Annotated in this window: 25 protein-coding genes; 15 read left to right on the top strand and 10 right to left on the bottom strand. The window is 64.7% G+C overall.

Features of this window, described 5'->3' with window-relative positions:
- Positions 1-136 precede the first annotated feature (136 nt).
- From JYK05_RS08675 to JYK05_RS08665, 3 genes are all read left to right on the top strand, one after another.
- Positions 137-592 carry a hypothetical protein gene (locus JYK05_RS08675; protein ID WP_206466663.1) on the top strand — a complete coding sequence of 152 codons (456 nt, stop codon included), beginning with the start codon at positions 137-139 and terminating at the stop codon, positions 590-592.
- A gap of 152 nt (positions 593-744) precedes the next feature.
- Positions 745-1143 carry an RT0821/Lpp0805 family surface protein gene (locus tag JYK05_RS08670; protein WP_175944359.1) on the top strand — a complete coding sequence of 133 codons (399 nt, stop codon included), beginning with the start codon at positions 745-747 and terminating at the stop codon, positions 1141-1143.
- A 22-nt stretch (positions 1144-1165) separates the two neighbouring features.
- Positions 1166-1627 carry an NUDIX hydrolase gene (locus JYK05_RS08665; protein ID WP_206466662.1) on the top strand — a complete coding sequence of 154 codons (462 nt, stop codon included), beginning with the start codon at positions 1166-1168 and terminating at the stop codon, positions 1625-1627.
- Between the two features lie 15 nt (positions 1628-1642).
- On the opposite strand, the gene JYK05_RS08660 is transcribed toward JYK05_RS08665, so the two are convergent.
- Entirely contained in the window at positions 1643-2584 is a 942-nt protein-coding gene (locus JYK05_RS08660; protein WP_241269788.1) for a transporter substrate-binding domain-containing protein, read from the bottom strand.
- Positions 2585-2618: 34 nt separating this feature from the next.
- On the bottom strand, positions 2619-4328 hold the full coding sequence (locus JYK05_RS08655) for a glutamine--tRNA ligase/YqeY domain fusion protein (RefSeq protein WP_206466661.1): 1710 nt from the start codon (positions 4326-4328) through the stop codon (positions 2619-2621).
- A gap of 314 nt (positions 4329-4642) precedes the next feature.
- Here JYK05_RS08655 and JYK05_RS08650 point away from each other — a divergent pair, with 314 nt between their 5' ends.
- Positions 4643-4855 (top strand): ornithine carbamoyltransferase, encoded by a 213-nt coding sequence (locus JYK05_RS08650; RefSeq protein WP_206466660.1) that lies wholly within the window; start codon positions 4643-4645, stop codon positions 4853-4855.
- A 7-nt stretch (positions 4856-4862) separates the two neighbouring features.
- Here the strand turns inward: JYK05_RS08650 and JYK05_RS08645 are convergent, their stop codons facing one another.
- Positions 4863-6083 (bottom strand): CaiB/BaiF CoA-transferase family protein, encoded by a 1221-nt coding sequence (locus tag JYK05_RS08645; protein ID WP_206466659.1) that lies wholly within the window; start codon positions 6081-6083, stop codon positions 4863-4865.
- A 267-nt stretch (positions 6084-6350) separates the two neighbouring features.
- On the opposite strand from JYK05_RS08645, the gene alaS reads away from it, so the two are divergent.
- From alaS to JYK05_RS08600, 9 genes are all read left to right on the top strand, one after another.
- Complete coding sequence (alaS, locus tag JYK05_RS08640) at positions 6351-8975, top strand: alanine--tRNA ligase (RefSeq protein ID WP_206466658.1); 2625 nt, start codon at positions 6351-6353, stop codon at positions 8973-8975.
- 138 nt (positions 8976-9113) lie between these two features.
- Positions 9114-9350, top strand: a complete 237-nt coding sequence (locus JYK05_RS08635) for a hypothetical protein (protein WP_206466657.1) — start codon at positions 9114-9116, stop codon at positions 9348-9350.
- Between the two features lie 175 nt (positions 9351-9525).
- Positions 9526-10581 (top strand): low specificity L-threonine aldolase, encoded by a 1056-nt coding sequence (locus JYK05_RS08630; RefSeq protein WP_206468258.1) that lies wholly within the window; start codon positions 9526-9528, stop codon positions 10579-10581.
- A gap of 97 nt (positions 10582-10678) precedes the next feature.
- Positions 10679-11827, top strand: coding sequence for an iron-containing alcohol dehydrogenase (locus JYK05_RS08625; RefSeq protein ID WP_206466656.1), 1149 nt, complete (start codon positions 10679-10681; stop codon positions 11825-11827).
- Between the two features lie 3 nt (positions 11828-11830).
- On the top strand, positions 11831-12268 hold the full coding sequence (locus JYK05_RS08620; protein WP_206466655.1) for a thioesterase family protein: 438 nt from the start codon (positions 11831-11833) through the stop codon (positions 12266-12268).
- Positions 12269-12338: 70 nt separating this feature from the next.
- Positions 12339-13220: a branched-chain amino acid ABC transporter permease gene (locus tag JYK05_RS08615; RefSeq protein WP_241269896.1), complete on the top strand. Its 882-nt coding sequence runs from the start codon at positions 12339-12341 to the stop codon at positions 13218-13220.
- Positions 13213-14325 (top strand): branched-chain amino acid ABC transporter permease, encoded by a 1113-nt coding sequence (locus JYK05_RS08610; RefSeq protein WP_206466654.1) that lies wholly within the window; start codon positions 13213-13215, stop codon positions 14323-14325. Before JYK05_RS08615 ends, JYK05_RS08610 begins: the two co-directional genes overlap by 8 nt.
- Entirely contained in the window at positions 14322-15059 is a 738-nt protein-coding gene (locus tag JYK05_RS08605) for an ABC transporter ATP-binding protein (protein ID WP_206466653.1), read from the top strand. The genes JYK05_RS08610 and JYK05_RS08605 overlap by 4 nt, the downstream gene beginning before the upstream one ends.
- Positions 15056-15754, top strand: a complete 699-nt coding sequence (locus tag JYK05_RS08600; protein WP_206466652.1) for an ABC transporter ATP-binding protein — start codon at positions 15056-15058, stop codon at positions 15752-15754. Before JYK05_RS08605 ends, JYK05_RS08600 begins: the two co-directional genes overlap by 4 nt.
- 1 nt (position 15755) lies before the next feature.
- Here JYK05_RS08600 and iolB read toward each other — a convergent pair whose 3' ends face one another.
- The 7 genes from iolB to JYK05_RS08565 all read right to left on the bottom strand — a co-directional run bounded on the left by iolB (position 15756) and on the right by JYK05_RS08565 (position 24534).
- Positions 15756-16562, bottom strand: a complete 807-nt coding sequence (gene iolB, locus JYK05_RS08595) for a 5-deoxy-glucuronate isomerase (protein ID WP_206466651.1) — start codon at positions 16560-16562, stop codon at positions 15756-15758.
- Entirely contained in the window at positions 16559-17461 is a 903-nt protein-coding gene (iolE, locus tag JYK05_RS08590; protein ID WP_206466650.1) for a myo-inosose-2 dehydratase, read from the bottom strand. Before iolE ends, iolB begins: the two co-directional genes overlap by 4 nt.
- A gap of 21 nt (positions 17462-17482) precedes the next feature.
- Positions 17483-19351: a 3D-(3,5/4)-trihydroxycyclohexane-1,2-dione acylhydrolase (decyclizing) gene (gene iolD, locus JYK05_RS08585; protein WP_206466649.1), complete on the bottom strand. Its 1869-nt coding sequence runs from the start codon at positions 19349-19351 to the stop codon at positions 17483-17485.
- A complete protein-coding gene (gene iolC, locus JYK05_RS08580; RefSeq protein ID WP_206466648.1) occupies positions 19348-21354 on the bottom strand; it encodes a 5-dehydro-2-deoxygluconokinase in 2007 nt (668 codons plus the stop codon). The genes iolD and iolC overlap by 4 nt, the downstream gene beginning before the upstream one ends.
- A 17-nt stretch (positions 21355-21371) precedes the next feature.
- Positions 21372-22160, bottom strand: a complete 789-nt coding sequence (locus tag JYK05_RS08575; RefSeq protein WP_371747337.1) for an ATP-binding cassette domain-containing protein — start codon at positions 22158-22160, stop codon at positions 21372-21374.
- An 11-nt stretch (positions 22161-22171) separates the two neighbouring features.
- Positions 22172-23341 carry an ABC transporter permease gene (locus JYK05_RS08570; RefSeq protein WP_206466647.1) on the bottom strand — a complete coding sequence of 390 codons (1170 nt, stop codon included), beginning with the start codon at positions 23339-23341 and terminating at the stop codon, positions 22172-22174.
- Positions 23342-23481: 140 nt separating this feature from the next.
- Entirely contained in the window at positions 23482-24534 is a 1053-nt protein-coding gene (locus JYK05_RS08565) for a sugar ABC transporter substrate-binding protein (protein WP_175944318.1), read from the bottom strand.
- 228 nt (positions 24535-24762) lie between these two features.
- Here JYK05_RS08565 and JYK05_RS08560 point away from each other — a divergent pair, with 228 nt between their 5' ends.
- Both JYK05_RS08560 and iolG read left to right on the top strand, forming a co-directional pair.
- Positions 24763-25641, top strand: coding sequence for a MurR/RpiR family transcriptional regulator (locus JYK05_RS08560; protein WP_206466646.1), 879 nt, complete (start codon positions 24763-24765; stop codon positions 25639-25641).
- Positions 25631-26635 (top strand): inositol 2-dehydrogenase, encoded by a 1005-nt coding sequence (iolG, locus tag JYK05_RS08555; RefSeq protein ID WP_206466645.1) that lies wholly within the window; start codon positions 25631-25633, stop codon positions 26633-26635. The genes JYK05_RS08560 and iolG overlap by 11 nt, the downstream gene beginning before the upstream one ends.
- Positions 26636-26638: the final 3 nt, after the last annotated feature.

Genomic DNA, 26638 nt, shown 5'->3' with positions numbered 1-26638 from the left:
CTTCCTGCCCGTAGTCCGCACCCGCGCGGCGCCTCGCGACCAACGCCTTCGAACATCCCGAGCGACGCTCGCTTGCGGTGCGCGCCTGCATCATCGCGGCGCGCGATGCACCGAATGAATCCGCGAAAGAGGGCGCATGAACAAACGAGCCTACGAATCGAGTACGGCGCAATGCGCGCTATGGAACCGCAGGCAATTGCGCGTCGAACGCGAAGCGCGGCGCGTGCTCGTCGCGTCGACGGAGCGCGCGCTCGGCGAGTCGCTCGTCAAGCTGTTCGACCTCAAGGGCTTTCCCGCGCGATTCGTCGCCGACGTGTCTTCGCTCAGACAAGGCGTCAGCGAATGGCATCCGCACGTGCTGTTCATCGATACGCGCATCGGCGGATGCGCTCACTACGCGCTCGTCCGCGAACTGCGGGCGCATCCGGACGATCAGACGCGTCTCGTCGTCGCGATGAGCGGCTTCCTGCCTGAAGAGCCGCTCGCCGCGCTCAAAGAAGCGGGTTACGACGGCCACTGTCGCCGCCCGTGTCCGGTGTGGCAGATGACCGATATCCTCGACGAGTACTTCGCCTGCCACCTCGTGCGCTAGCGGACAACTGTTTCACGAAGCGCAAGCGTGAAAGCGAGCCGAGATCGGTCAGAAAACCGACCGCCGCCTCATGCTATTCTCGCTGCACGCCGGCTGGCGCGAGAAGGTCGACGCGCCCGGCGCCGCACCACTTCGCAACGAGGAGAATCTTCATGCCGATCCATCATCGAGCGCCCGCTCGCGCCTGCATCCGCACGACCGTGGCCGTCGCGTTCGCCGTCGCCAGCGCGGGCGCTTTCGCGGCCAACCTGGGCTTTCTGAACAACACGCCGATCACGTACATGAAGCAGCGCGATCTTCAGGCGCTCAACAAGGCCGCGCAAACCGCGCTCGATACCAAGAAGGACGGCGAATCGCTCGACTGGAACAACGAAGGCACCGGCAACACCGTGCCGATCAACGGCACCGTGACGCCGCAGAACACGTTCGATTCGGACGGGCTCAAGTGCCGCAAGGTCACGCTGGTCGCCAACGCGAAAGGGCAGACGCAGACGTGGGCCCCGACCGCCTGCAAGCAAGCCGACGGCAAATGGAAGCTGAAGAAACAATGAGCATGAGCGGAGCGAACGCCCGATGACCGGCCGCACCGTATCGTGCGGGGTCGTCATTCTGAACGCACAGGGCGACGTCCTGCTGTGCCATGCGACCGAAACCGCGCATTGGGACGTGCCCAAGGGCCAGGCCGATCCGGACGAGAGCCCGCGCGACGCGGCGTTGCGCGAGCTCGTCGAAGAGACGGGCATCGTGCTGTCGGCGGAGCGCCTCGCGCATCTGAAGGATCTCGGCCGCTTCGTCTATCGGCGCGACAAGGACCTGCACCTCTTCGCGGTGCGCGTCACGGACGACGAGGTGGACCTGGCCAAATGCGTGTGCGAGTCGTACTTCCCGCGCTATAGCGACGGCACCATGATTCCGGAGATGGATGCCTACCGCTGGGTCAGTCCCGCGGAAGTCGACCGCTTCGCGAGCCGCAGTCTTGCGCGGCTGTTTCAAACGACGCTTTCGCTCGCGGAACTGCACGAAACGCTCGACTGAACGCTGATTTGCGCCTTAGTCGACCCGGTGGTCGTTCGGATGCGCGAAGAGCGCCTTCATCTCCGGCGACATCGGGAATCGCAGGTTGATGCCGTCGGGCGGAATCGGCTGCATGAACCACGCTTCGTAGAGCTTCGCGGCCTCGCCGCTGCGCTGCATGTTCGCGATCACGTCGTCGACCATGCGCTTAAACACGGGATCGCCTCTGCGCATCATGCAGCCGTAGGTCTCGGTCGCGAGCGATTCGCCCGTCACCATATAGTCGCTGCGCGCCGCGCCTTGCTCGGCGATCTGTCCGTAAAGCAACGGATCGTCCATCACGAACGCGACCGCGCGATCGTTCTTCAGTGCTCCGAACGCTTCTGCATGGTCTCGCGCGCTGATGATGCGCATGTTCAGCTTGCGCTCCATCGTCATCTGCCGAAGGATGCGCTCGTCCGACGTGCCCGCTGTCGTCGCGACGGTCTTGCCGGCGAGATCCGCATAATCGCGAATGCCCGACTTGCGCTTCACCGCCATGTGGATGCCGTACTGAAAGATGCTGTTGGAAAACGCGACGAGCGGATCACGCTCCGCGATATGCGCCGTCGAGCCGCATTCCAGATCGATCTGGTTGTTGACCACGTAGGAAATGCGGTTCGCGGACGTGACGACCACGTTCTTGATCGCGAGATTCGGCATGTTGAGCCGCCGCTTGACCTCGTCGACGACCTTCAGCGCGATGGCATACGAATAGCCGGTCGGCTGCTGCCGCACCATGTACGAGAACGGCACCGACGACTCGCGCGCGCCCAGCACGATGGCGCCGTTCTCCGCGATCTTGCGCAGCGTCGCCGACGGCGGCATCTGATCGATTGCCACCTGCGCGGAAGCCGCACGTGCGACCGGGCACGCGAGCGCAAGCGCCGCCGCCATCGCGCCGACGATGCGAACTGCGGGCGATTGCGGCGCTTTCATGGTGTCCTCGCTCGGAGCGTGAGCCTTCGCGCGATCACGCCGGCTTGCCCCAGCTGTCGCGCAAGCTGACGATCCGGTTGAACACCGGCTTGCCCGGCTGCGAATCCACGCGGTCCGCGACGAAGTAGCCGTGCCGCTCGAACTGGAAGCGGTCCTCCGGCATGGCTTCGCGGGCGCTCGGCTCCAGATACGCATTCACGACGCGCTTCGAGTCCGGGTTCAGAGCGTCCAGAAACTCCGCGCCGCCCGCGCCCGGCTGCGGCTCCTTGAACAGACGGTCGTAGATGCGCACTTCGGCGGGGTAGGCCGTGGCCGCGCTGACCCAATGGATCGTGCCCTTGACCTTGTACGCGTTCGCGCCTTCCGTGCCCGACTTGCTGTCGGGGAAGTAATTGCAGTGGACGGCGGTCACGTTGCCGTTTTCGTCCTTGTCCGCGCCCGTGCATTCCACGACGAAGCCGTACTTCAGCCGCACCTTGTTGCCCGGGAACAGCCGGAAATAGCCCTTCGGCGGCGTTTCCTGAAAGTCCTCGCGCTCGATCCACAGTTCGCGCGAAAAGGCAAACGTGCGCGTGCCGCGATCCGGATGATGCGGATGCACCGGCGCGCTGCACTCGTCGGCCTGGCCTTCCGGATAGTTGTCGATAATGAGCTTCAGCGGATCCAGCACGGCGATGGCGCGCGGCGCTTTCTCGTCCAGATCGTCGCGCAGCGCGCCTTCGAGCACGCTCATGTCGATCCACGAATCCACCTTCGTCACGCCGACGCGCTCCACCATCAGGCGGATGCTTTCGGGCGTGAAGCCGCGACGCCGCACGCCGACGATCGTCGGCATGCGCGGATCGTCCCAGCCATCGACGTGATTCTCCTGCACGAGTTGCAGGAGCTTGCGCTTGCTCGTGATCGCGTACGTGAGGTTCAGACGCGAAAACTCGATTTGCTGCGGCAGCGGACGCTTGAAGACGCCGTCGTTCGCGAGCTGCGCGAGAAACCAGTCGTACAGCGGACGGTGATCCTCGAATTCCAGTGTGCACAGCGAATGCGTGATGTTTTCGAGCGCATCCGACACGCAATGCGCGTAGTCGTACATCGGGTAGATACACCACTTGTCGCCGGTACGATAGTGATGCGCGAAGCGGATGCGATAGATGACCGGATCGCGCATGTTGAAGTTCGGCGAGGCCATGTCGATCTTCGCGCGCAGCACGTGCTCGCCTTCCTTGAACTCGCCCGCCTTCATGCGGCGGAAGAGGTCGAGGTTTTCTTCGGGCGTGCGGTCGCGATACGGCGAGTTGATGCCCGCTTCCGTGGCCGAGCCGCGCGTCGCGCGCATTTCCTCGGCGCTCTGGCTGTCGACGTACGCCTGACCCTTCGCGATCAGCATTTCCGCGAACTCGTACAGCTTGTCGTAGTAGTCGCTCGCGAAGTATTTATGCTCGCGGCCGTCCTTGTTCCAGTCGTAGCCGAGCCACTTCACGGCGTCGATGATGGACTCCACGTACTCGACGCTTTCCTTCTCGGGATTCGTGTCGTCGAAACGCAGATGGCACACGCCGCCGTAGTCCGCGGCCAGCCCGAAGTTCACGCAGATGCTCTTCGCATGGCCGATGTGCAGGTAGCCGTTCGGCTCGGGCGGAAAACGCGTCTCGACCCGCTGCGCCCATTTGCCGGAGCGGTTGTCGTCTTCGATGATGTTGCGGATGAAATTGGATGGCGCCGGGGCGTCGTTGCGATCGGTGTTCATGCGAAAAAGAGTGCCAACGGATGCGCTCGCGTGTGATCGGTTCGGCAGCCGTTCCGCGCGGCTCGGAACGGGTTCGAATCATGACTGAATATCGGGTCGATTCTACCTTACGCAACCGGCGCGGGCAGGCGGGTTGCGCCTCACCGCCGGCGGGTGGCGCGCGAGCCGTTTCGTAACGACCGTAACGGGACGTAAATCGCCTTGTGAGCCGCATCGGGCGGATTTTATGATCGGCTCGCCACGTCGGGTTACGGCCCGGCGAAGGACACAAAAGACATCACAACGACAACACAAGCAGAAGAAGGAACCCAGCCATGAAGAAGATCGCTACCACGACCATCAAGCTCGCCGCGGCCGCCGCGTTCGTTTCGAGCCTCGCCGCGTGCTCGGGAATGTCGCGCCAACAGGCGCACGCCGGCGTCGGCGCCGCAGCCGGCGGCGCGCTCGGCTATCTCGTGACGGGCGGGCCGCTCGGCACCGTCGCGGGCGCGGCGGCCGGCGGTCTGATCGGCGCGGGCGTGCGCTGATCTCCGCTCAGATCGCCTTCGACGCCCGTAGTCGCCCAATTTTCTCGTCGTCGTAACCGAGCACGTCGGCGAGCACGCTCGCCGTGTGTTCACCGAGCATCGGCGGATGCGCGCGCGCTTCGGGCGGCGTCGCGCTCATCTTGATCGGGCTCGCGACGAGCTTCACCGCGCCGCCTTCCGGGTGCGGCAAGTCGATCTGCATCCGGCGGGCGACCACCTGCGGGTCGTCGAATACTTCCGCGAGATCGTTGATCGGCCCGCACGGCACGCCCGCCGCTTCGAGCGCCGCGAGCCATGCGTGCTTGCCGCGCGCGCGCACCATGCCCGCGAGAATCGGCACGAGCAGTTCACGATTGCGCACGCGCGACGGGTTCGTCGCGAAACGCGGATCGTCCGCGAGTTCCGCGCGCCCGCCCGCTTCGACGAACTTGCGGAACTGGCCGTCGTTGCCGACCGCGACGATGATCCAGCCATCGCTCGTCTGGAAGGTCTGATACGGCACGATGTTCGGGTGCGCGTTGCCCCAGCGCACTGGCGGCTTGCCGCTCGCGAGGAAGTTCGTGTTCATGTTGGCGAGCATGGCGACCTGCACGTCGAGCAGCGCCATGTCGATGTACTGGCCTTCGCCCGTTCTGTCGCGGTGACTGAGGGCCGCGAGCACGCCGACCGTCGCGTACATGCCGGTCATCAGGTCCGCGATGGCGACGCCGGCCTTCTGCGGCCCGCCGCCCGGCTGGCCGTCGCGCTCGCCGGTGATGCTCATAAACCCGCCGATGCCCTGAATGATGAAGTCGTAGCCCGCGCGCTGCGCATACGGACCGGTTTGCCCGAAGCCCGTCACCGAGCAATAGACGATGTCCGGCTTCACCTGCGCAAGCGATTCATAGTCGAGCCCGTACTTCTTCAGTTGACCGACCTTGTAGTTTTCCAGCACCACATCGCTTTGCGCGGCGAGTTCGCGCACGATGCGCTGGCCTTCTTCGGTGGCGATATCCACCGTCACCGAGCGCTTGTTGCGGTTCGCCGCGAGATAGTAGGCGGCTTCGCGCGTGTCCTCGCCGTCCGGCGTCTTCAGATACGGCGGGCCCCAGTGGCGCGTGTCGTCGCCGGTTCCGGGCCGCTCGATCTTGATGACGTCCGCGCCGAGATCGGCCAGGGTCTGCGCGCACCACGGTCCCGCCAGCACGCGGGTGAGATCCAGTACGCGGATATGGCTCAGTGCTCCCATTCGATATATCGCTCGCTTGATGTGGTTCGGTGGATCGGCTGCTTTTCACGCGACTGTCGCACGAAACCGCGCAGAGGCGAAAGCAGGGCGGACGCGAACAGCGCGTAACGACTTTCGAAGACTCGCTCCAAGCCGTTATCGGGCGGGGCCGCGCGGCGAATCCCGTATAATCAAAGATTACTTCTGCCTGGCCGAAAGTCCTTGTCGCAAGCCGTGCCGGGCAATACCAAAAACCGCATCAGAGAACGCAGACGCGCCCCGTACGCCATGAAAGCCGCCGAAATACGCGAGAAATTCCTGAAGTTCTTCGAATCGAAGGGCCACACGATCGTCCGCTCGTCGAGCCTCGTGCCCGGCAACGACCCGACGCTGCTTTTCACGAACTCGGGCATGGTCCAGTTCAAGGACGTGTTCCTCGGCGCCGAATCGCGGCCGTACACGCGCGCGACCACCGCGCAGCGCAGCGTGCGCGCGGGCGGCAAGCATAACGATCTGGAGAACGTCGGCTATACCGCGCGGCATCACACGTTCTTCGAGATGCTCGGCAACTTCTCGTTCGGCGACTACTTCAAGCGCGACGCCATCCACTTTTGCTGGGAGCTGTTGACGAAGGTCTACATGCTGCCGCCGGAGAAGCTCACCGTCACCGTCTATCAGGAAGACGACGAAGCCTACGACATCTGGGCGAAGGAAATCGGCGTGCCGACGGAGCGCATCATCCGCATCGGCGACAACAAGGGCGCGCGCTACGCATCGGACAACTTCTGGCAGATGGCCGATACCGGCCCGTGCGGTCCGTGCTCCGAAGTGTTCTACGACCACGGTCCGGAGATCTGGGGCGGCCCGCCGGGATCGCCTGAGGAAGACGGCGATCGCTTCATCGAGATCTGGAATCTCGTGTTCATGCAGTTCAACCGCGACGCGCAGGGCAACATGACGCCGCTGCCGAAGCAGTGCGTGGACACGGGCATGGGCCTGGAACGTCTTGCCGCCGTGCTTCAGCACGTGCATAGCAACTACGAAATCGACCTGTTCCAGACGCTCATCAAGGCCGCCGGCCGCGAAACGAACACGGCCGATCTGGAAAACAACTCGCTGAAGGTGATCGCGGACCACATCCGCGCGTGCTCGTTTTTGATCGTCGATGGCGTGATTCCCGGCAACGAAGGCCGCGGCTACGTGCTGCGCCGTATCGTGCGCCGCGCGATCCGTCATGGCTACAAGCTCGGCAAGAAGAGCGCGTTCTTCCACAAGCTCGTGGCCGATCTCGTCGCGGAAATGGGCGCGGCGTATCCCGAACTGAAAGACGCGCAGCAGCGCGTGACCGACGTGCTGCGTCAGGAAGAAGAGCGCTTCTTCGAGACGATCGAGCACGGCATGTCGATTCTCGAAGGCGAGCTCGCCGAGCTGGAAAAGAAGGGCGTCAAGCAACTGGACGGCGAACTCGCGTTCAAGCTGCACGACACCTACGGTTTCCCGCTGGATCTGACGGCTGACGTGTGCCGCGAGCGCGGCGTGACGGTCGACGAACCCGCGTTCGACGACGCGATGGCCCGCCAGCGCGATCAGGCGCGCGCGGCCGGCAAGTTCAAGCTCGCGCAGGGCCTCGAATACTCGGGCGCGAAGACCACGTTCCACGGCTACGAGAAGGAAATTTTCGACGACGCGAAGATCGTCGCGCTGTATGTGGAAGGCGCGTCGGTTCAGCAGGCCGAAGCGGGACAACAAGCGGTCGTCGTGCTCGACCACACGCCGTTCTACGCGGAATCGGGCGGTCAGGTCGGCGATCAGGGCGTGCTCGTCAACGCGTCCACGCGCTTCGAAGTGGCCGACACGCTGAAAGTGCAGGCCGATGTCGTCGGTCATCACGGCACGGTCGCGCAGGGCACGCTCAAGGTCGGCGACGTGGTGAAGGCGCAGATCGACGCCGTGCGCCGCGCCCGCACCGCGCGCAATCACTCAGCCACGCACCTGATGCACAAGGCGCTGCGCGAAGTGCTCGGCGGCCATGTGCAGCAAAAAGGCTCGCTCGTCGATGCCGACAAGACGCGCTTCGACTTCGCGCATAACGCGCCGATGACGGACGAGCAGATCCGCCGCGTCGAAGAGATCGTCAACGCGGAGATTCTGGCGAACGCGCCGGGCGTCGTGCGCGTCATGCCGTACGACGAAGCGGTGAAAGGCGGCGCAATGGCGCTCTTCGGCGAGAAATACGGCGACACGGTGCGCGTGCTCGATCTCGGCTTCTCGCGCGAACTCTGCGGCGGCACGCACGTGCAGCGCACGGGCGATATCGGCTTCTTCAAGATCGTGATGGAAGGCGGCGTGGCGGCGGGCATTCGCCGCGTCGAGGCGATCACCGGCGACAACGCGGTGCGCTACGTGCAGGACCTCGACGCGCGCATCAACGCGGCGGCGGGCGTGCTCAAGGCGCAGCCCTCGGAACTGACGCAGCGCATCGGGCAGGTTCAGGAGCACGTGAAGTCGCTCGAAAAGGAACTGGCCGCGCTCAAGTCGAAGCTCGCATCGAGCCAGGGCGATGAACTGGTCTCGCAAGCGGTGGACGTCTCCGGCGTTCACGTGCTCGCCGCCGAACTCGAGGGCGCGGACGTGAAGACGCTGCGCGAAACCGTCGACAAGCTGAAGGACAAGCTGAAGAGCGCGGCAATCGTGCTCGCATCGGTCGATGGCGGCAAGGTGAGCCTGATCGCGGGCGTGACGCCGGATGCATCGAAGAAGGTGAAGGCGGGCGAACTCGTCAACTTCGTCGCGCAGCAAGTGGGCGGCAAGGGCGGCGGGCGCCCCGACATGGCGCAGGCGGGCGGTACGGAGCCTGCCAAGCTGCCGGCCGCGCTCGCGGGCGTGACGGGCTGGGTGCAGCAACAGCTCTAAATGCAGCGCATTCGCGCGAAGCAGTCTGAAGCGGCCCGATTCGGCGAAAGTCGATCGGGCCGTTTGCATTGATGATTACAAGCTGTCAGGCATACGGCGTGCAACTCCGGTTCATCCAACCACAAAGGGAGATGAACCATGAATCGCACATTCGCATCCGTTTTGCTCGCCACCGCGATGATCGCTTCGACGGGAGCGGCACAGGCGAAGGGCTGCATGGAAGGCGCGGCCGTCGGCGGCGTCGCGGGGCACGTGGCGGGCAAGCATGGCACGGCGGGCGCGGTCGGTGGCTGCGCGATCGGCCATCATGAGGCCAACAAGAAGGACAAGAAGGCTCAACAGGCTGCGGCAGCAAGCGCGCCGAGCGGCAAGTAAGCCGTAGCACGCGGGCGGCTGGCGGCTTACTTGCCGCTCGCGTTCGCCGGGCGCGCGCACAGCGGCATCGAGTGACCGCGCCCGCGCGACCGAACCGCTAAAATGGCCGGCATCCCGGCGCAGACGCATGACCTACATCGTCCGCGCGCAGCCCCGAGCCATCACAGCGATTCCCATGACAGCGCCCACGCTACTCACCCAGCATTTCGCCTCCGACAACTACGCCGGCATCTGCCCCGAGGCGCTCGCCGCGCTCGTCGAGGCCAACACGAGCGGCCACGAACCCGCGTATGGCGACGATTCGTGGACCGCGCGCGTCTGCGACCGCATCCGCGAACTCTTCCAGACCGATTGCGAAGTCTTCTTCGTCTTCAACGGCACGGCGGCCAACTCGCTCGCGTTGGCTTCGCTGTGCCAGTCGTATCACTCGGTCATTTGCCACGAACTCGCGCATATCGAAACCGACGAATGCGGCGGCCCCGAGTTCTTCTCCGGCGGCTCGAAGCTGCTCACGGCGAAGGGCGAGAACGGCAAGCTCACGCCCGATGCCATCGAGGAACTCGTCACGAAGCGCGCCGACATCCACTATCCGAAGCCGAAGGTGGTCGCGCTCACGCAGGCGACGGAAGTGGGCACCGTCTATACCGTCGAGGAAGTCCGCGCGATCGCCGCTATCGCGAAGCGCCGGCATCTGAAGGTGCATATGGACGGCGCGCGTTTCGCGAATGCGGTGGCGACGCTGAACGTGCATCCGTCCGAGATCACGTGGCGCGCGGGCGTCGACGTGCTGTGCTTCGGCGGCACGAAGAACGGTCTGCCGGTCGGCGAGGCGGTCGTGTTCTTCGATAAAGCGCTCGCCACGGATTTCGCGTATCGGCTGAAACAGGCCGGGCAGCTCGCATCGAAGATGCGCTTTATCTCCGCGCCGTGGCTCGGCCTGCTCGACGACGACGTGTGGCTGCGTAACGCCCGCCATTCGAACGCCATGGCGCAACTGATGGCGGAACGCCTCGCCGATATTCCCGGCGTGAACGTGCTGTTCAAGCCCGAGGCCAACGCGGTGTTCGCGGAACTGCCCGCGCATGTTTCCGCGGCGCTGCGGGCGAAGGGCTGGCGGTTCTATCAGTTCATCGGCTCGGGCGGCTGCCGGCTGATGTGCGCATGGGACACGAAGCAGGAAACCGTCGAGCGTTTCACCGACGAAGTGCGCGCCCTTAGCGCGGCCCGCTGATTTTCCGGCGTGCCTGAGCGCGCGGCGGACCCCGATTGACACGTTCGCCGCGCGGCTCCAACATGGCCGCACCCTTAATCGCCTGCCACCGCCCGCCATGGCCTTCATCTTCTATCTGACGCATATCCATCTCGGCTACGACTCGCTCGACATGCTGCAAAGCGAATGCGCGCGCATCGGCATGAAAAGGCCGCTCGTCATCACCGACAAAGGCGTCGCGGCGGCGGGGCTGTCCGCGCGCGTGATCGAGAGCGCGAAGCTCGGCGCGCTGCCCGTATTCGACGACACGCCATCCAACCCGACCGAAGCCATGGTCATTCAAGCCGCCGCGCAGTACAAGCGCGAAGGCTGCGACGGGTTGATCGCGGTAGGCGGCGGTTCGTCGATCGATCTTGCGAAGGGCGTCGCGATCGCCGCCACGCACGACGAACCGCTCACGCACTACGCGACCATCGAAGGCGGCAGCGGCAAGATCACCGAGCGCGCCGCGCCGCTCATCGCGGTGCCGACTACATCCGGCACTGGCAGCGAAGTGGCGCGCGGCGCGATCATCATCCTGAACGACGGGCGCAAGCTCGGCTTCCATTCGTGGCACCTGCTGCCGAAGTCCGCCATCTGCGATCCTTCGCTCACGCTCGGCCTGCCGCCCGGCCTCACCGCCGCAACCGGCATGGACGCGATCGCGCATTGCATCGAAACGTTCCTCGCGCCCGCGTTCAATCCGCCCGCGGACGGCATCGCGCTGGACGGGCTCGAACGCGCGTGGGCGAACATCGAGCGCGCCACACGCGACGGTCAGGACCGCGACGCGCGCCTCAACATGATGTCGGCGTCGATGCAAGGCGCGATGGCGTTTCAAAAGGGCCTCGGCTGCGTGCATTCGCTGTCGCATCCGCTGGGCGGCCTTGCGGTGAACGGGCGCACGTCGCTGCATCACGGCACGCTCAACGCGGTCGTTCTGCCCGCCGTGCTGCGCTTCAACGAGCGCGCGCCGACCGTCGTCGCCGAGCGTCGTTTTGAACGCATGCGCCGCGTGATGAATCTCGCGGATAACGCGGACGTCGCGCAGGCGCTGCACGACATGACAGAACGCCTCGGCTTGCCGACGCGTCTGTCGCAAATGGGCGTGGACGAAAGCATGTTCGACAAGGTGGTGAAGGGCGCGCTCGCGGACCATTGCCACAAGACCAATCCGCGCGAGGCGAGCGCCGACGACTATCGCCGCATGCTGATGGAATCGCTCTGACCCATGACCAAGCCGGTTCGAACCACGCGCGCGGATTATCCGCACTTTCTCGCGATCAGCACGCGCTGGTCGGACAACGACGTGTATGGACACGTCAATAACGTGGTCTATTACAGCTACTTCGATACGGTGGTGAACGAGTATCTGCTGCGCCGGGGCGTGCTGGATTTCACCGCAGGCGAGACCATCGGGCTCGTCGTCGAGACGCGCTGCAATTACTTCGCGTCGGTGACGTTTCCGCAGCGCATCGACGCCGGCTTGCGCGTGGAGCGGCTCGGCACGTCGAGCGTGCGCTATGAGGTCGGCATCTTCGCGGAAGGTTCGGACGAGGCAGCCGCGCAAGGGCATTTCGTGCATGTGTACGTGAATCGCGTGACGCGCAGGCCGGTGCCGTTGCCCGCGCCTCTCGTCGATGCGTTGAAGCCGCTCGTCAACGCCTGAGGGTGTCGTGTCGCTTCAGTGGTTCACTGTCAGCCTGCTGAACGGCGTGAGTGTCGGGCTGCTGCTTTTCATGCTGTCGGCTGGGCTCACGCTGATCTTTTCGATGCTCGGCGTCCTCAACTTCGCGCACGCGAGCTTCTACATGCTCGGCGCGTATGTCGGACAAGCGCTTGCCGTTCGTAGCGGATTCTGGATCGCGCTGGTTGTGGCGCCGCTCGTGGTCGGCGTGCTCGGCGCACTGTTCGAGCGATATCTTCTGCGACGCGTGCATTCGCGCGGCGCGCTCGCGGAACTGTTGCTGACATTCGGCGCGGCCATGGTGATCGGCGAGGGCGTCAAGCTCGTCTGGGGCCTCGGTCCCTTGCCCGCGACGATCCCTCACGCGCTCGACGGCCCGCTCTTCACGCTGTACGGCGCGGCCTTCCCGCGCTATCGCGTTTTCATGATGACGCTTTCCATCGCGATGCTCGGCGTGCTCACCATTGTGCTGCGCACATCGCGCACGGGCTTGGTCGTGCGGGCGGCCCTGACGCATCCGGCAACCGTCGAGACGCTTGGACACGACGTGCCGCGCGTCTTCACGACGGTCTTCGCGGTCGGCACCGCGCTCGCCGCGCTCGCGGGCGTGATCGGCGCGCCGCTTGCCGTGATCGAACCCGCGATGGCCGATGCGGTCGGGCCTATCGTGTTCGTCGTCGTGGTGATCGGCGGCATCGGGTCGCTGTCGGGCGCGCTCTTCGCGTCGCTCCTGATCGGCTGCGCGCAGACTTTCGCGGTCGGCTCGACGGCATCGGCGGGCAGCATCGCGGCATCGTTCGGCATCGCATTGCCCGATGCGTGGCGCGCGCTGACCCTCGCGCAGCTTGCGCCGGTCCTGCCGTATCTGCTGCTCGTGGCGATGCTCGCCGCGCGCCCGCACGGATTCATGGGCGAGCGCACGCGCGATGCATAGGTCGGTCCCGTTCGTCCTGCTAATGGCCGCGCTCGCGCTGCCGCCGGTTTTCTTCCATCAATCGTGGCTGCTCGCGTATCTCGCGCAGACGGCGACGTTGATCGTCTTCGCGCTCTCGTACAACCTGCTGCTCGGGGAAACCGGCTTGCTGTCGTTCGGGCATGCGGTGTATGCGGGCCTCGGCGCGTTCGCCGCCGCGCACGTCTTCAACGGTTTGCGCGTGCCTTTGCCGCTGTTGCCGCTCATCGGCGGATGCGCCGCCGCGCTAGCCGCCGTGCCCCTCGGCGCGATCTCGACGCAGCGCGCGGGCACCGCATTCGCGATGATCACGCTCGGCATCGGCGAGCTCGTCGCGGCGAGCGTATGGCTCGTTCCCGGCTGGTTCGGCGGCGAGGGCGGCGTGAGCATCGACCGCGCGAGCGGACCGCCGTTCTTCGCGTGGACCTTCGGCCCGCTGTGGCAGGCGTATGCGCTGATCGCGTGCTGGTGCTTCGTCTCGACACTCGCGATGTTCGCGTTCACGCGCACGCCGATGTGCCGGCTCGCCAATGCCGTGCGCGACAATCCGGCGCGCGCCGCAGCCATCGGCTTCGCGCCGCGCCGCGTACGCTTCACGATGCTCGTCGTGTCGGCGTTCTTCGCGGGCGTCGCGGGCGTGCTGTCGCTCGTCAGCGTGGAATTGGTGTCGGCTGAAAGCGTCGGGCTCGCGCGCTCGACGGGCGTGCTCGTGGCGACCGTGATCGGCGGCACGGCGTCGTTCTTCGGTCCCGTCATCGGCGCGGTGCTGCTGACGTTTTTCAGCGTGGGCGTCGCGAGTGTGTCCGCCGCGTGGCCGATGTACCTCGGGCTCTTCTTCATGTGGGCGGTCGTCGCGTTGCCGGATGGCATCGCGGGCCTCATGACGCGTGATAAGCGTGTGCTCGCCCTGCGCGTGCTTAGCGCGATTGCGTGGGGCGTTGCGGTGGTCGTCGCCGTCGAGACGCTCTATGCGCGTCACGCCGATGCCGTCACGCCATCGCGCGGCGCGTGGTGGATTGTGGTGCCGTGCGCGATGCTCGGGCTTTGGCTCGCTCGCATAAGCGCACGAAGGGAGCACGCGCGATGACGTCGGCACTGCGCGTCGAAGGCCTCGTCAAGCGATTCGGCGCGACCGAAGTACTGCGCGGCGTCGATCTGCGCATCGAGAATGGCGAGCGCCACGCGATCATCGGACCGAACGGCGCGGGCAAGTCGACGCTCTTCGATCTGATCTCAGGCCGCGCGAAGCCGGACGCGGGCCGCATCGTTACGCAGGGCGTCGATATCACCGGCAAGCCGCCGCAGCGCGTGAGCCGCGTGCTCGCGCGCAGCTTCCAGACGACGAGCGTGTTCGGGCGTCTCTCCGTGTTCGACAACCTTCGGTGCGCGGTGCTGGGCGCGGCGTCGTCGCGATGGGTGGATCGCTGGTTTCGCTCGCATGCGATCGACGAGCGTGCCCGCGCGATGCTCGATGCCATCGGTCTTTCTTCACGCGCCGACGAGCCCGCCGCGCGCCTCACGTATGCCGAGCAGCGCGCGCTGGATCTGGGCATCGCGCTCGCAACCGATGCGCCGCTCATTCTGCTCGACGAACCCACTGCGGGCATGAATCGCGCGGAAGCGGCGCGCGCGCTCGCGTTGATTCGCGCGACGACGCAAGGCCGCACGCTGCTCGTCATCGAACACGACATGGATGCGGTGTTCTCGCTTGCTGATCGCGTGTCGGTGCTGGTTCGAGGGCGCGTGATCGCATCCGATGCGCCCGATGCGATCCGTCGCAATCATGATGTGCAAGAGGCTTATCTGGGAGCTGCCGCATGAGCGCGGCGCTGCGCATCGAGGACTTGCGTGCGTGGTACGGCGCGGCGCAAGTGCTGCACGGCGTGAACTTGTCGGTTGCAGAAGGCGAGGCTGTCGCGCTTGTCGGCCGCAATGGTTCGGGCCGATCGACGCTCGCGAAAGCGATCATGGGCCTCGTGCGATGCGCGGGCGATATGCGTTATCGCGACGTGCAACTCGTCGGACAGCGTGCGTTTCGCATCGCGCGGCTGGGCATCGGCTATGTGCCGGAGACGCGCGATGTATTTCCCTCCCTGAGCGTGCGCGAGAACCTCGCGCTCGGCGAACGTAAAGGCACGCGCTTCGCCTTCGACGATGCGTACGCGCTCTTTCCCGCGTTGCGTGAGCGTGCGTCGGTGAAGGCCGGCGCGCTATCCGGCGGCGAGCAACAGATGCTCTCGCTCGCGCGCACGCTGATGGGCGATCCATCGCTCATCGTCATCGACGAGCCCGGCGAAGGGCTCGCGCCGCAAGTGATCGCGCAAGTGGCCGCGTGCCTCTCGACGCTGCGCGAACGCGGCGTGGCGATACTGCTGATCGAAGAGCGGCTCGCGATCGCGCGCATGCTCGATGCGCGCGTCGCAGTGATGGGACACGGCGCGGTGCGCTTCGACGGTTCGCTCGCGCAACTGGAGCAGCGCGACGACGTAATGCGCGAGTGGTTGTCGGTAGGGTGAATCAGCCTTTGCTGTCGCGCTCCACGATCCATTCGTGCTTCGGATCGTTCTTGAAGTGCCACGTCCGCTTGTCGCCCGCCATCACGTTGAGATAGTAATTGTCATAGCCATAAGGCACGACGACCGGGTGATAGCCGCGCGGCACCATCACGACATCGCGATCTTCCACGGCCATGGTTTCGTCGAGATCGCGCTCGTCGGTATAGACGCGCTGGAACGCAAAGCCTTGCGGCGGGTTCAAGCGGTGATAATACGTCTCTTCGAGCGCGCTTTCAGTTGGTACGTTGTCCTGATCATGCTTGTGCGGAGGATAACTCGATGCATGTCCGCCGGGCGTTCTCACTTCCACCACGAGCAGCGACTCGGCGGTTTCGGTTTGCGGGAGAATATCGCAGACGTAGCGCGTATTCGCGTGCTTGCCGCGCGTCGAGCGTTTCATCTGCGATGGCTCGATGAGGCGCGGCGGATAGCGTCCCGTTGCAGGCGCGCTCGCCACCGCAAGCTCCGTTTCGCGCTCGGCGCGCACGATGGCGGCGAGCTTCGGCGGAACATAGACCGCATACGGCGCGGCGTCTTCGAACACGCTGTCGCGCGAGCCGATCGACTGCCAATGCTCGTCGCCGGCTTCGATGCTCACCGTCCCGGTCAGCACGACGATGCAGCTTTCGCGATCCGCGTCGTACACATGCACGACATCGTCCGCATCCATGCGATACGCGGCGAAGCCCACATGCTTCCAGCCCGCGGAATCCGGTGTAACGCGCGCGATGGTCTGGCCTTCGCGCGATGCTTTCACTAGCAGGCTCATGCCGCCTCCTTGTACGTTGCATCGACGAGCGCGCGCAGCGTGCGATAGCCCTTGTCGGCATACGCATAGCTCGGCGCAATCACAGGGTCTTGTTCCGCTTCGACCACGAGCCATCCGCGATAGTCATGCTCAGCAAGACACGCGACGATGCCGTGATAATCCACCGCGCCGTCGCCCGGCACCGTGAACGCGCCGTTGATGACCGCATCGAGAAAGCTCCAGTTGCGGTTGCGCGCGAGCTTCACGATATCGGTGCGCACATCCTTGCAATGCACATGGCACACGCGCGCGATGTGCTTTTGCAGCACGCTCAACGCATCGCCGCCGGCGAACGTGATATGGCCGGCATCGAAGAGCAGGCCGACGTCATCGCTCGTCAGCGCCATCAAACGGTCCACGTCCGCCGGGGTTTCGACATACGCGCCCATGTGATGATGATAGGCGACGCGCACGCCCTTAGAAAGCGTGTACTCGGCGAAGCGGTTCAGCCGCTCGGCGTATTGGGACCATTGCGTATCCGAGAAGAAGCGCGGACGCTGATACAACGGACGCGGCGCGCCCTGAATCGAATCCGCGACTTCGCCATAGACCATGACGGTCGCGCCGTTTTGCGCAAGCAGGTCGAGGTGCGGGCCTACCGCTTCGATCTCTTCTTCCGCGCTGCGTCGCGCGAGCTGGCCGGAATACCAGCCGGAGACGAGCGCGAGATCGTATTGCGCGAGCAGCGCCTTCAACGCCTGCGGTTCGCGCGGGAACTTGTTGCCGAGCTCGAAGCCTTCATAGCCGATGCGCTTGCCTTCGGTCAGCGCCACGGAAAGCGGCGTCTCGCCGCCGAGCGAAGGCAAGTCGTCGTTCATCCATGACAAGGGATTGATGCCGATGCGGACATTCAGGGGCATGGTGTCGTGTCCTTTTGATGCTTAGTCGATGTTGCCCGCGCGAGCCTTCAGCGCCTGTTCATACTTCGCGCGCGCGGACATGACCGCATCGCGATCCGAGACTTCGGGCACCGCCACTTCCCACCACCATCCGCCTTCTTCGGTAGTGCGGGCGGGATCGGTGTCGATGGAGATCAGATAGCTGCGGTCCGCAGCCCGCGCGCGCTTCATCGCGTCCTGCAATTCATTGACGTTGGCGACGTGTTCCGCGAGCGCGCCCATCGAACGCGCGTGCATGGCGAAGTCGATATGCGGCGCGCCCGCTTCGCCTTGCTTGCAATCGTCGAGCAGATTGTTGAACGGCGCGCCGCCGCACGCCTGCTGCAAGCGGTTGATGCAGCCATAGCCGCGATTGTCGAGCAATACGACGATGAGCTTCGCGCCGAGCATCACCGATGTAGCCAGCTCGCTATTCATCATCAGATAACTGCCGTCGCCGACGATCACGATCACTTCGCGTTCGGGCCGCGCGAGCTTCACGCCGAGGCCGCCCGCGATTTCATAGCCCATGCACGAATAGCCGTATTCGACGTGATAGCCGCCCGGCGCGCCCGTGCGCCATAGCTTCTGCAAGTCGGCGGGCAGCGTGCCCGCGGCGCAGACGACGATATCGTCAGCCGGCGACGCATCGTGCGAGCGTTGCACCGCGCCGATCACCTCCGCTTCGCGCGGCAGGCGGCCGTCCGGCGGCGGCGTGTTCGTCACGTGCGCGACGGTCTCGCGCCAGTCGTTCGCAAGACGCTGCGCACGCGTGGTCCATTCGGGCGCGGCACGCCAGTCGCCGAGCGCCTGCGATAGCGCTTCGAGCGCGAGACGTGCATCCGCTTCGACAGCCACGGCGTTCTGCTTCAGCGCATCGAACGGATTGGCGTTGATGGCGAGGAGCTTGGCCGCTGTGAAGAGCGTGTTCGATCCGGTCGTGAAGTCCTGCAAGCGCGTGCCGACGGCAAGCACGCAATCGCTCGCATGCGCCAGTTCGTTCGCGGACGACGATCCCGTTACGCCGATGCCGCCCACGTTCAACGCGTCGTCCCATGCGAGCGCGCCCTTGCCGGCCTGCGTTTCCGCGACCGGAATGCCGTGCTTGTGCGCGAAGTCGCGCAGCGCCTCGGTGGCGAGACCATATAGCACGCCGCCGCCCGACACGATCATCGGCTCGCGTGATTCACGCAGCAACGCAGCGGCACGCTCAATCTCGCGCGACGATGAAGCCGGCGCATGAAACTCGACTGCACGCGGCTCGAAGAACGAAGCAGGGTAGTCGTACGCCATCGCCTGCACGTCTTGCGGCAGCGCGAGCGTCACAGGTCCGCATTGCGCGGCGTCGGTCAACACGCGAATGGCGCGCGGCAATGCGCTCAACAACTGCGCGGGATGCACGATGCGATCGAAGTAACGCGACACGGCCTTGAGCGCATCGTTGGCCGATGCGCCTCCATCATGCGCATCTTCGACTTGCTGCAACACGGGATCAGGCGCGCGCGAGACGAAGATATCGCCGGGCAAAAGCAGCACCGGCAAGCGGTTGACATGCGCGAGCGCGGCCGCTGTGACGAGATTCGTCGCGCCCGGGCCGATGGATGTCGTCACCGCCATCATGCGGCGTCGCATGTGCGCCTTGGCGAAGGCAATCGCGCTATGCGCCATCGCTTGTTCGTTATGCGCGCGGTACGTCGGCAGTTCCTCGCGATGCCGATAGAGCGCCTCGCCCATGCCCGCGACATTGCCGTGCCCGAAGATCGCGAATACGCCGCCGAACAGCGGCTCGCCGTGTTCAGTGCGCAGTGCCGCGAGATAGCGCACGAGCGCCTGCGCGGCGGTCAGTCTGATGGTGGAAGCCACTGCGTTCATGCGGCTTGCTCCTGGGTTGCGTGAAGGGTCTTGATATCGGCGGTCGTATCTTGCGATGCGCGCGCGTCGCGCCATGCCGCGATCAAGGTCTCGAACGTGCGGCGCACGCGGGCGATGAGTTCGTCGTCGCTTATTTCGCCCGCAAGCCAGGCGTGGCTCGGCTCGTGAAAGATGGTGCGGCCTACAGTAAAGCCTTTGCATGTCTTCGACGATGCCGCTTGATTGAAGCCATCGCGCAACTGATCGACGCCCGCGGACAATCCCAGCAGCACGACGCCACGGCAATACGGATCGCGCTCGGCGATCAAGCCATCGACGGCTTGCCATTGCGCCGCGCTCATCGGTTCGAGCTTCCACCACTCGGGGTATAACTGAAGGTTATAGAGGCGCTTCAGCGCCCGATACACGGTGTCGTCCGCAACGGGCGGTCCGTTCTTCGGCACGATCACTTCGAGCAGCAGTTCGTGGCCGCTTGCCTGCACTGCATCGTAAAGCGCGCGCAACTGCGCTTCCTGTTCGAGCCGCACGTCATGTGGATGATCCGGGTGATAGTGAACGAGGCACTTCACCACATGCTCGCGCGGCCATTCGACGAGCGTCGTGCCGACCGATCGCCCATGATCGAAGACGAGCGGCATCGAGCCGGGCAACTCCACCGGCCGGCCGATCCACCAGCCGCGCCCCGTTGCCGCGTTGAGCGCATCCTGTCCGTAGCGGTCATCGATCAACACGCCGATACGTCCTTCGAGTTGCAAGTCCTTTTCCGTCTGCGCGACCGCTTCGACGAACAAGCCCTTGAGCGCCGCTATGCGCGCTTCGCTAGCGCCCGTTTGCTGCGCGAGTTCGAAGAACTGGTTGCGGTGATCGAACGCGAAGCCCAGCACTTCGTCCCATGCCTTGCGCGCAGGGCTCACGCGATGCAGCCGCGCGAGCGTCGCATCGCGGTCGGGGCGGCGCATGCGTGCCGGGTCTTGCTTCGCGGCGGCGAGGAAATAGTCGAGTTCGGCGGGCGTCGGCATCGCAGGCGCGCAGCCGTGTCGCGACACGACGAGCGCGCCGCAGGCATTCGCCGCGCTCGCGCAGGCTTCGAGCGGCGCGTCGCGCAGCCAGCCGGAGAGGAAGCCGGAGGCGAACGCATCGCCTGCGCCGAGCACGTTCAGCACTTCCACTTCGACGCCGCCGTGTATCGGCGCATCGTCGATGGAAGCGGGCACCGCGCCTTCGATGATCGAGCATCCGAGCGGCCCGCGCTTCACCACGAGCGTCGCGCTCGTGACGGTACGCACCATCGTGAGCGCATCGATGAGACGATCCTTGCCGCCCGCGATACGGAACTCTTCTTCGGTGCCGATCACGAGATCCATCAGCGGCAAAATACGCTGCAAATGCGCGGTCACGCCTTCGTTCGCGACAAAGCGCGTCTCGCCATCGGCCTTGCCCGTGAGACCCCACAACACCGGCCGATAGTCGATGTCGAGTATCGTGCGGACCTGATTGCGTCGCGCATATTCGAGCGCGCGGCGGCTCGTGTGGTTCACGTGCTCCGTCGAGAAGTGCGTGCCCGTGATCAGCAGCGCCTTCGATGACGCGATATACGCTTCGTCGAAATCGCTTTCGTCGACGGCCATGTCCGCGCAGTTCTCGCGATAGAAGACGAGCGGGAACGTATCGCGATCTTCTATGCCGAGCAGCACGAGCGCGGTCAGCCGCTCGGGATCGGTTCGAACGTGACTGATATCGCAGCCTTCGCGCGCGAGCGTTTCGGTGAGAAAGCGCCCCATGTGGTCATTGCCGACGCGCGCGAGCATCGACGACTTGAGCCCGAGCCGCGCGCAGCCGAACGCGATATTCGCCGACGATCCGCCCAGATACTTCGCAAACGTCGATACGTCTTCGAGCCGCGCGCCGACTTGCTGCGCATACAGATCGACGGCGAGACGCCCGAGGCACACGATATCGCGCGTGCGATCCGGCGCGAAACGGGAAGTGTTTTGTGCAGGCATGAATGATGTCCCTGGTATCAGATGGTCGCGCCTTCGAGCTCGCCGATCATCTTCTGCATTTCCGCGCCGCCCGCCATCATGTCGAGCACTTCGTTCTTCGTGATGGTGTCCTTCGTGAAGGTGCCCATCGAACGGCCGCGGTTGAGCAGCGTGAAGGAATCGCCGATCGGATACGCGTGGTGCACGTTATGCGTGATGAAGATCACGGAGATGCCTTTCGCGCGCGCCTTGTGAATGAGCTTGAGCACATTGAAGCTCTGCTTCACGCCGAGCGCGGCAGTCGGTTCGTCCAGAATCAGCACGCGCGCGCCGAAGTGAATGGCGCGCGCAATCGCGAGACATTGCTTCTCGCCGCCGGACATGGTGCCGATCGGCTGATGCGCATCGCGCACGTTGATGCCCATTTCCGCGAGCTTGGCGCGCGACGTTTCGGCGGCGAGATCGAGGTCCATCACGCTGAAAAGACCGAAGCGCTTTTTCTGCGGCTCGCGGCCCATGAAAAAGTTGCGCGCGACCGACAGCAGCGGCACGAGCGCGAGGTCCTGATACACCGTCGCGATGCCGAGGTCGAGCGCTTCCTTCGGCGATTGAAAATGCACGGGCTTGCCATCGACCAGATACTGGCCAGCAGAAGGCGCGTGCACGCCTGCCAGCGTCTTGATGAGCGTGGACTTGCCCGCGCCGTTATCGCCGAGCAGACAGTGCACTTCGCCGCGTTTGAGCCGCAACGTGACGCCGTTGAGCGCGATCACCTTGCCGAAGAACTTGCTGACGTTTTCCAGCGCGAGAATGTTGTCGTCGTTCATGGCGGTCGTCCTCATTGCGCCTGCGACACGCGGCGGCGCACGTAGTGATTGAAGAGCACGGCGATCAGCAGCATCACGCCGAGAAACACGCGGAACCAGTCGGAGCTGACGTTCGTGTAGGTGATGCCGATCTGCACGACGCCGAAGATTAGTGCTCCGAAGCATGCGCCGACGACCGAGCCGTATCCGCCCGTGAGCAACGTGCCTCCGATGACCGCCGCGATGATCGCTTCGAATTCCTTCTGCAAGCCGCGATCCGCCGCCGCCGAGCCGATATCGCACACTTGCAGCACGGCGAAGAGGCACGAGCAGAACGCAGTCAGCACGAAGAGCGAAATCTTCACGCGCTTGACCGGTACGCCGACGTTCTTCGCGGCGTTCGCATCGCCGCCGACCGCGAGAATCCAGTTGCCATAGCGCGTTTTTGCGAGCACGAACGCGCCGATCGCCGCGAGCACGAGCCACCAGATGATGACCTTCGGGATGCCGGGCACGAGCGGTTCGCCGCTATCGAGCAACTTGCCGATGCCCAGATGCGCGAGCCACGTGAAGAAGCCGTGCAGCGCTACGCCATGAAAGAGCGTATCGGCGACCCAGTCTTTCTGCGCGAGATCGCCGACGCCGGAGATGATCGTGCGGTCCGCGAACATGATCGAGAGGGCGAGCGTCAGGCCGCGCAGAATGAACAGAAACGCGAGCGTGACGATGAATGACGGCAGGCGCGTGCGCATCACGAGATAGCCGTTGAGCGCGCCGAGCAGCATGGACGCAGCGAATGCGAAGAGAATCGAGACGGAAATCGGCCAGTGAAAATAGACCGAGGGCAGCGCGACCATCATGCCGGCGAAGCCGATCATCGAGCCGATGGACAAGTCGAATTCGCCCGCGATCATCAAAAGGCACGCGCCGACCGCGAGCAGCCCGAGGTAGGCGGCCACTTGCGACCAGTTCATCACGCCGTCGAGGTTGAACATGCCCGACGAACCCGCGCCCAAACCAAACACGATGAATACCAGCACCGTGCCCGATATCGCGGCGAATTCCGGACGGTTGAGCAGATGCCCGAACCACGACTGCCGGCGCATCCGCTCGTCCGATGGCCTGTCCTTGTCGGTCGCAGCGTCGGCGCTGTCGTGCTGAGGATTCGCGTGTGGAGGATAGTGCTTGCCGGCTACGCCCATGATGGCTCCTTGAAACGATCACTAATGCGGTACGGATGCGTGCGGTCCTGCCGCGTCCGCGAACGGACGCAGCAGCATGTCGTGTTGGAGAAAAGCAGGCGGCTCGCGTAACGCGCCGCCCGAAAAAGGTCAGCCGTGCTTCAGCGATACTGCCCGGCGTACTTCACGACCTTGTCGAGATTGTCTTTAGTGATGAAGCCCGGGCCCGAGCGAATGTTCTTCGGCCCGTACGACGGCTGCAAGCCGTAGGTTTCGAGGCGCGCCTTGAACTTCGGGTTCGCTTCGAGAAGCTGACGGATCTTCGCCGGATCGGTGGTGTGTTCCTTCTTCACGATGGCGAGCACCGCGACCGGAATGTAGCCCTGCAAGTACGGTTGCTGGTCGATGGCGAACTTGATCGTGCCGTCCTTGATCGCCTTCGCGATGTCGTCGGAGAAGTCGAAGGTCACGAAATAGACCTTGTTTTGCAGGCCCATTTGCGTCACGGCCTTGAGCGTCGCGGAAGCGGGCGTCGGTCCGAGCGTGAGAATCGCCTGCGTGTCCGGATGATTGCGCAGGAACGCCGAGACCTTCGACTGGATCTCGGTCGGGTCCTGTCCCGAATCGACCGTGGACGCCTTGTAGTCCACACCGATGGCATCGGCGAAACCGCGGCAACGGTCGAACGACACCGTGTTCGTCGCGATATGGTTCACGCACAGAAACGACTTCACGCCGGCCGCCTTCGCCTTCTCGCCCGCCGCTTTGCCCGCCACGTATTCCGGCTGACCGATGTGCATGATCGCGCCGAGTTGCGCGCTTTGTTCCTCGGTGCCCGAGTTGATGGTGACGAGCGGGATCTTCTTGGCCGTCACCTTGTTGAGCGCGCTCTTCAGCACGTCGAAGTCCGCGATCGTCGTGATGACGCCGTCGTAATTGCGCGCGGCGGCCTGTTCGATGAGACGCGCCATGTCGGCGATGTCCCCGTTGGGCGGATTGCGATAGTCGGTCTGGACGTTGAAGTCTTCGTCCGCCTGTTTGATCGCGTTCTTGATGGTGTTCCACCACGAGTCCGAGTCCGGCGCGTGGCTGATGAGCACGAATCTGGCGTCCGGCGCCGCGTGAGCGGGGGACGTCGTGAACAACGCGGCGCTGCACAGCGCAGCAGCAGCCGCCAGCGCGCGCAGCGCGGCCCGACCGTTGCAAAGGGTCATTGTCTCCACCTATCTCGGTTGTTGTCTGGTGTGATCTTTTGGCGAGCCGTTCGAGGGCGAGGAGCCGCTCTCACCGAGCTCACGAGCAAGAGTAGGTCAGTTTTCGGCGGTCTGCAATAGATATTTCAACGGTGCGACAAATGGAAAATGCTTTCCAAATCGCGCGCGGGCTTTCTATAATCGGCTGCACCGGCGCTCGCTTTCGGGCGCCGACGAACCGGGCTTTCCATGCAGGATGAAACCAGTACCGACGTCCTTTCCGTCGACGACCTGATGCAGCGGATCACCGATGCGTACGATTCGCTGCCGCGCCAGCTGAAGAGCGTGGCGTCGTATATCGAGCAGCATCGGCAGAGCGTGATGATGGACCGCACGAGCGATATCGCCGCGTCGTGCGGCGTGCATCCGTCCGCGGTCGTGCGTTTCGCGCAGCGTTTCGGCTTCTCCGGCTTCTCCGACCTTCAGGCGGTGTTCCGGCAGGCGTACGCGGGCGGCAGCACGGGGCAGAGCTATCAGCAGCGCATTCGCAAACTAATCGACGAGAAGGCCGGCGTCGCATCGGGCGTTTCCGTGGCGCGCGAATTCATCGCGGCGAGCCGCGCGGGTCTGGACGAACTCGAAGCCGGCCTCGACGACGCGCAGTTCGAAGCCGCCGTCGAGATGCTCGAGAAGGCGGAGAACATCTATGTGATCGGCGTGCGCCGCTCGTTCGCGGTGGCGAGCTACATCGTCTATGCGCTCGGCCATACGAAGAAGCGCGTGCATCTGATCTCGGGCGTCGGCGGCATGTTCCGCGAACAGATCCGCAGCGTGAAGAAGGGTGACGTACTGATTGCGATCAGCTTCGCGCCGTACGGCAAGGAGACGCAATATTGCGTACGCGCGGCGCAGCATCACGGCGCGGCGACGCTCGTCATCACCGATAGCCAGCTTTCGCCGCTCGCGCGTCATGCGAGCGCGAGTCTGCTCGTGAAGGAGGGCAGCGCGTTCGCGTTCCGCTCGCTCACGAGCACCATCTGCCTGTGCCAGGCGCTTTTCATTGCGCTCGCGTACCGGCTCGAATTGAACGTCGAAGAATCCAGGGAGACAGGCGGTTATGACGATTGACGTGGCGGTGTTTGGAGCGGGGCGCATCGGCAAGATTCACGCGGCGAATCTGGCGCGGCAGCCGGGCGTGCGGCTGAAGTATGTCGTCGATGTGAACCGTGACGCGGCGGCCGCGCTTGCGGAACAGCACGGCGCGCAAGTAGCTGATATCGACGGCGCAATGGGCGATGCGACGATCGGCGCGACCGTCGTGTGTTCGAGCACGGACACGCACGCGGACCTCATCATGCAGTCGGCCTCACAAGGCAAGCACGTCTTCTGCGAGAAGCCGGTGGACCTGACGCTCGAACGCGCGCGCGCCTGCGCCGATGCCGTTCAACGCGCGGGCGTCGTGTGCATGATCGGCTTCCAACGGCGCTTCGATCCGACGTTCTCGGCGCTGAAGGCGCGCGTCGAAGCGGGCGAGATCGGCGATCCCGAAATGCTGATCGTCACGAGCCGCGATCCGGGCGCGCCGCCGGTCGGATACATCAAGCATTCGGGCGGCATCTTCAAGGACATGCTGATCCACGACTTCGACATCTTTCGCTGGATGCTCGATGACGAAGCCGAGACGCTGCACGCGACCGGCAGTTGCCTCTCCGATCCGGCTATCGCGGATGCCGGCGATATCGACTCGACCGCGGTCACGATCCGCACGAAGCGCGGCCGGCTGTGCCAGATCAACACGGCGCGGCGCGCGGCGTATGGCTACGACCAGCGGTTCGAGTTGCTCGGCAGCGCCGGCATGCTTCAGGCGGGCAATGTGCGGCCGACCGAAGTGACCGCGTATTCGAAGACGTCCGTGTCGACGGACGTGCCCGAGGCGTTCTTTCTCGAACGCTACCGCGCGGCGTATGCGCTGGAAATCGCGCATTTCTTCGATGCCGTGAATCACGGCAAGCCGGTCCGCACGACGGTCGCCGATGGCCTGAAGGCGCTGGAACTGGCCGAAGCCGCGACGCTTTCGTGGCGCGAGAAGCGCATCGTGCGGCTTGCGGAGCAACAAGCGTGAGCG

It is taken from the genome of Caballeronia sp. M1242 (genome assembly GCF_017220215.1).
Taxonomy (GTDB): domain Bacteria; phylum Pseudomonadota; class Gammaproteobacteria; order Burkholderiales; family Burkholderiaceae; genus Caballeronia.
Note: the sequence above shows the minus strand (reverse complement) of the source record. Positions and strands in the feature narration are given on the sequence as shown.

Coding starts and splice junctions, on each gene's coding strand:
- JYK05_RS08675 (WP_206466663.1), top strand. CDS start 137: ATGAACAAACGAGCCTACGAATCGAGTACGGCGCAATGCGCGCTATGG.
- JYK05_RS08620 (WP_206466655.1), top strand. CDS start 11,831: ATGACCAAGCCGGTTCGAACCACGCGCGCGGATTATCCGCACTTTCTC.
- JYK05_RS08660 (WP_241269788.1), bottom strand. CDS start 2,584: ATGAAAGCGCCGCAATCGCCCGCAGTTCGCATCGTCGGCGCGATGGCG.
- JYK05_RS08605 (WP_206466653.1), top strand. CDS start 14,322: ATGACGTCGGCACTGCGCGTCGAAGGCCTCGTCAAGCGATTCGGCGCG.
- JYK05_RS08570 (WP_206466647.1), bottom strand. CDS start 23,341: ATGGGCGTAGCCGGCAAGCACTATCCTCCACACGCGAATCCTCAGCAC.
- JYK05_RS08630 (WP_206468258.1), top strand. CDS start 9,526: ATGACAGCGCCCACGCTACTCACCCAGCATTTCGCCTCCGACAACTAC.
- JYK05_RS08665 (WP_206466662.1), top strand. CDS start 1,166: ATGACCGGCCGCACCGTATCGTGCGGGGTCGTCATTCTGAACGCACAG.
- alaS (WP_206466658.1), top strand. CDS start 6,351: ATGAAAGCCGCCGAAATACGCGAGAAATTCCTGAAGTTCTTCGAATCG.
- iolD (WP_206466649.1), bottom strand. CDS start 19,351: ATGAACGCAGTGGCTTCCACCATCAGACTGACCGCCGCGCAGGCGCTC.
- JYK05_RS08635 (WP_206466657.1), top strand. CDS start 9,114: ATGAATCGCACATTCGCATCCGTTTTGCTCGCCACCGCGATGATCGCT.
- iolG (WP_206466645.1), top strand. CDS start 25,631: ATGACGATTGACGTGGCGGTGTTTGGAGCGGGGCGCATCGGCAAGATT.
- iolE (WP_206466650.1), bottom strand. CDS start 17,461: ATGCCCCTGAATGTCCGCATCGGCATCAATCCCTTGTCATGGATGAAC.
- JYK05_RS08565 (WP_175944318.1), bottom strand. CDS start 24,534: ATGACCCTTTGCAACGGTCGGGCCGCGCTGCGCGCGCTGGCGGCTGCT.
- JYK05_RS08610 (WP_206466654.1), top strand. CDS start 13,213: ATGCATAGGTCGGTCCCGTTCGTCCTGCTAATGGCCGCGCTCGCGCTG.
- iolB (WP_206466651.1), bottom strand. CDS start 16,562: ATGAGCCTGCTAGTGAAAGCATCGCGCGAAGGCCAGACCATCGCGCGC.
- JYK05_RS08655 (WP_206466661.1), bottom strand. CDS start 4,328: ATGAACACCGATCGCAACGACGCCCCGGCGCCATCCAATTTCATCCGC.
- JYK05_RS08625 (WP_206466656.1), top strand. CDS start 10,679: ATGGCCTTCATCTTCTATCTGACGCATATCCATCTCGGCTACGACTCG.
- JYK05_RS08560 (WP_206466646.1), top strand. CDS start 24,763: ATGCAGGATGAAACCAGTACCGACGTCCTTTCCGTCGACGACCTGATG.
- JYK05_RS08615 (WP_241269896.1), top strand. CDS start 12,339: ATGCTGTCGGCTGGGCTCACGCTGATCTTTTCGATGCTCGGCGTCCTC.
- iolC (WP_206466648.1), bottom strand. CDS start 21,354: ATGCCTGCACAAAACACTTCCCGTTTCGCGCCGGATCGCACGCGCGAT.
- JYK05_RS08650 (WP_206466660.1), top strand. CDS start 4,643: ATGAAGAAGATCGCTACCACGACCATCAAGCTCGCCGCGGCCGCCGCG.
- JYK05_RS08600 (WP_206466652.1), top strand. CDS start 15,056: ATGAGCGCGGCGCTGCGCATCGAGGACTTGCGTGCGTGGTACGGCGCG.
- JYK05_RS08645 (WP_206466659.1), bottom strand. CDS start 6,083: ATGGGAGCACTGAGCCATATCCGCGTACTGGATCTCACCCGCGTGCTG.
- JYK05_RS08670 (WP_175944359.1), top strand. CDS start 745: ATGCCGATCCATCATCGAGCGCCCGCTCGCGCCTGCATCCGCACGACC.
- JYK05_RS08575 (WP_371747337.1), bottom strand. CDS start 22,160: ATGAACGACGACAACATTCTCGCGCTGGAAAACGTCAGCAAGTTCTTC.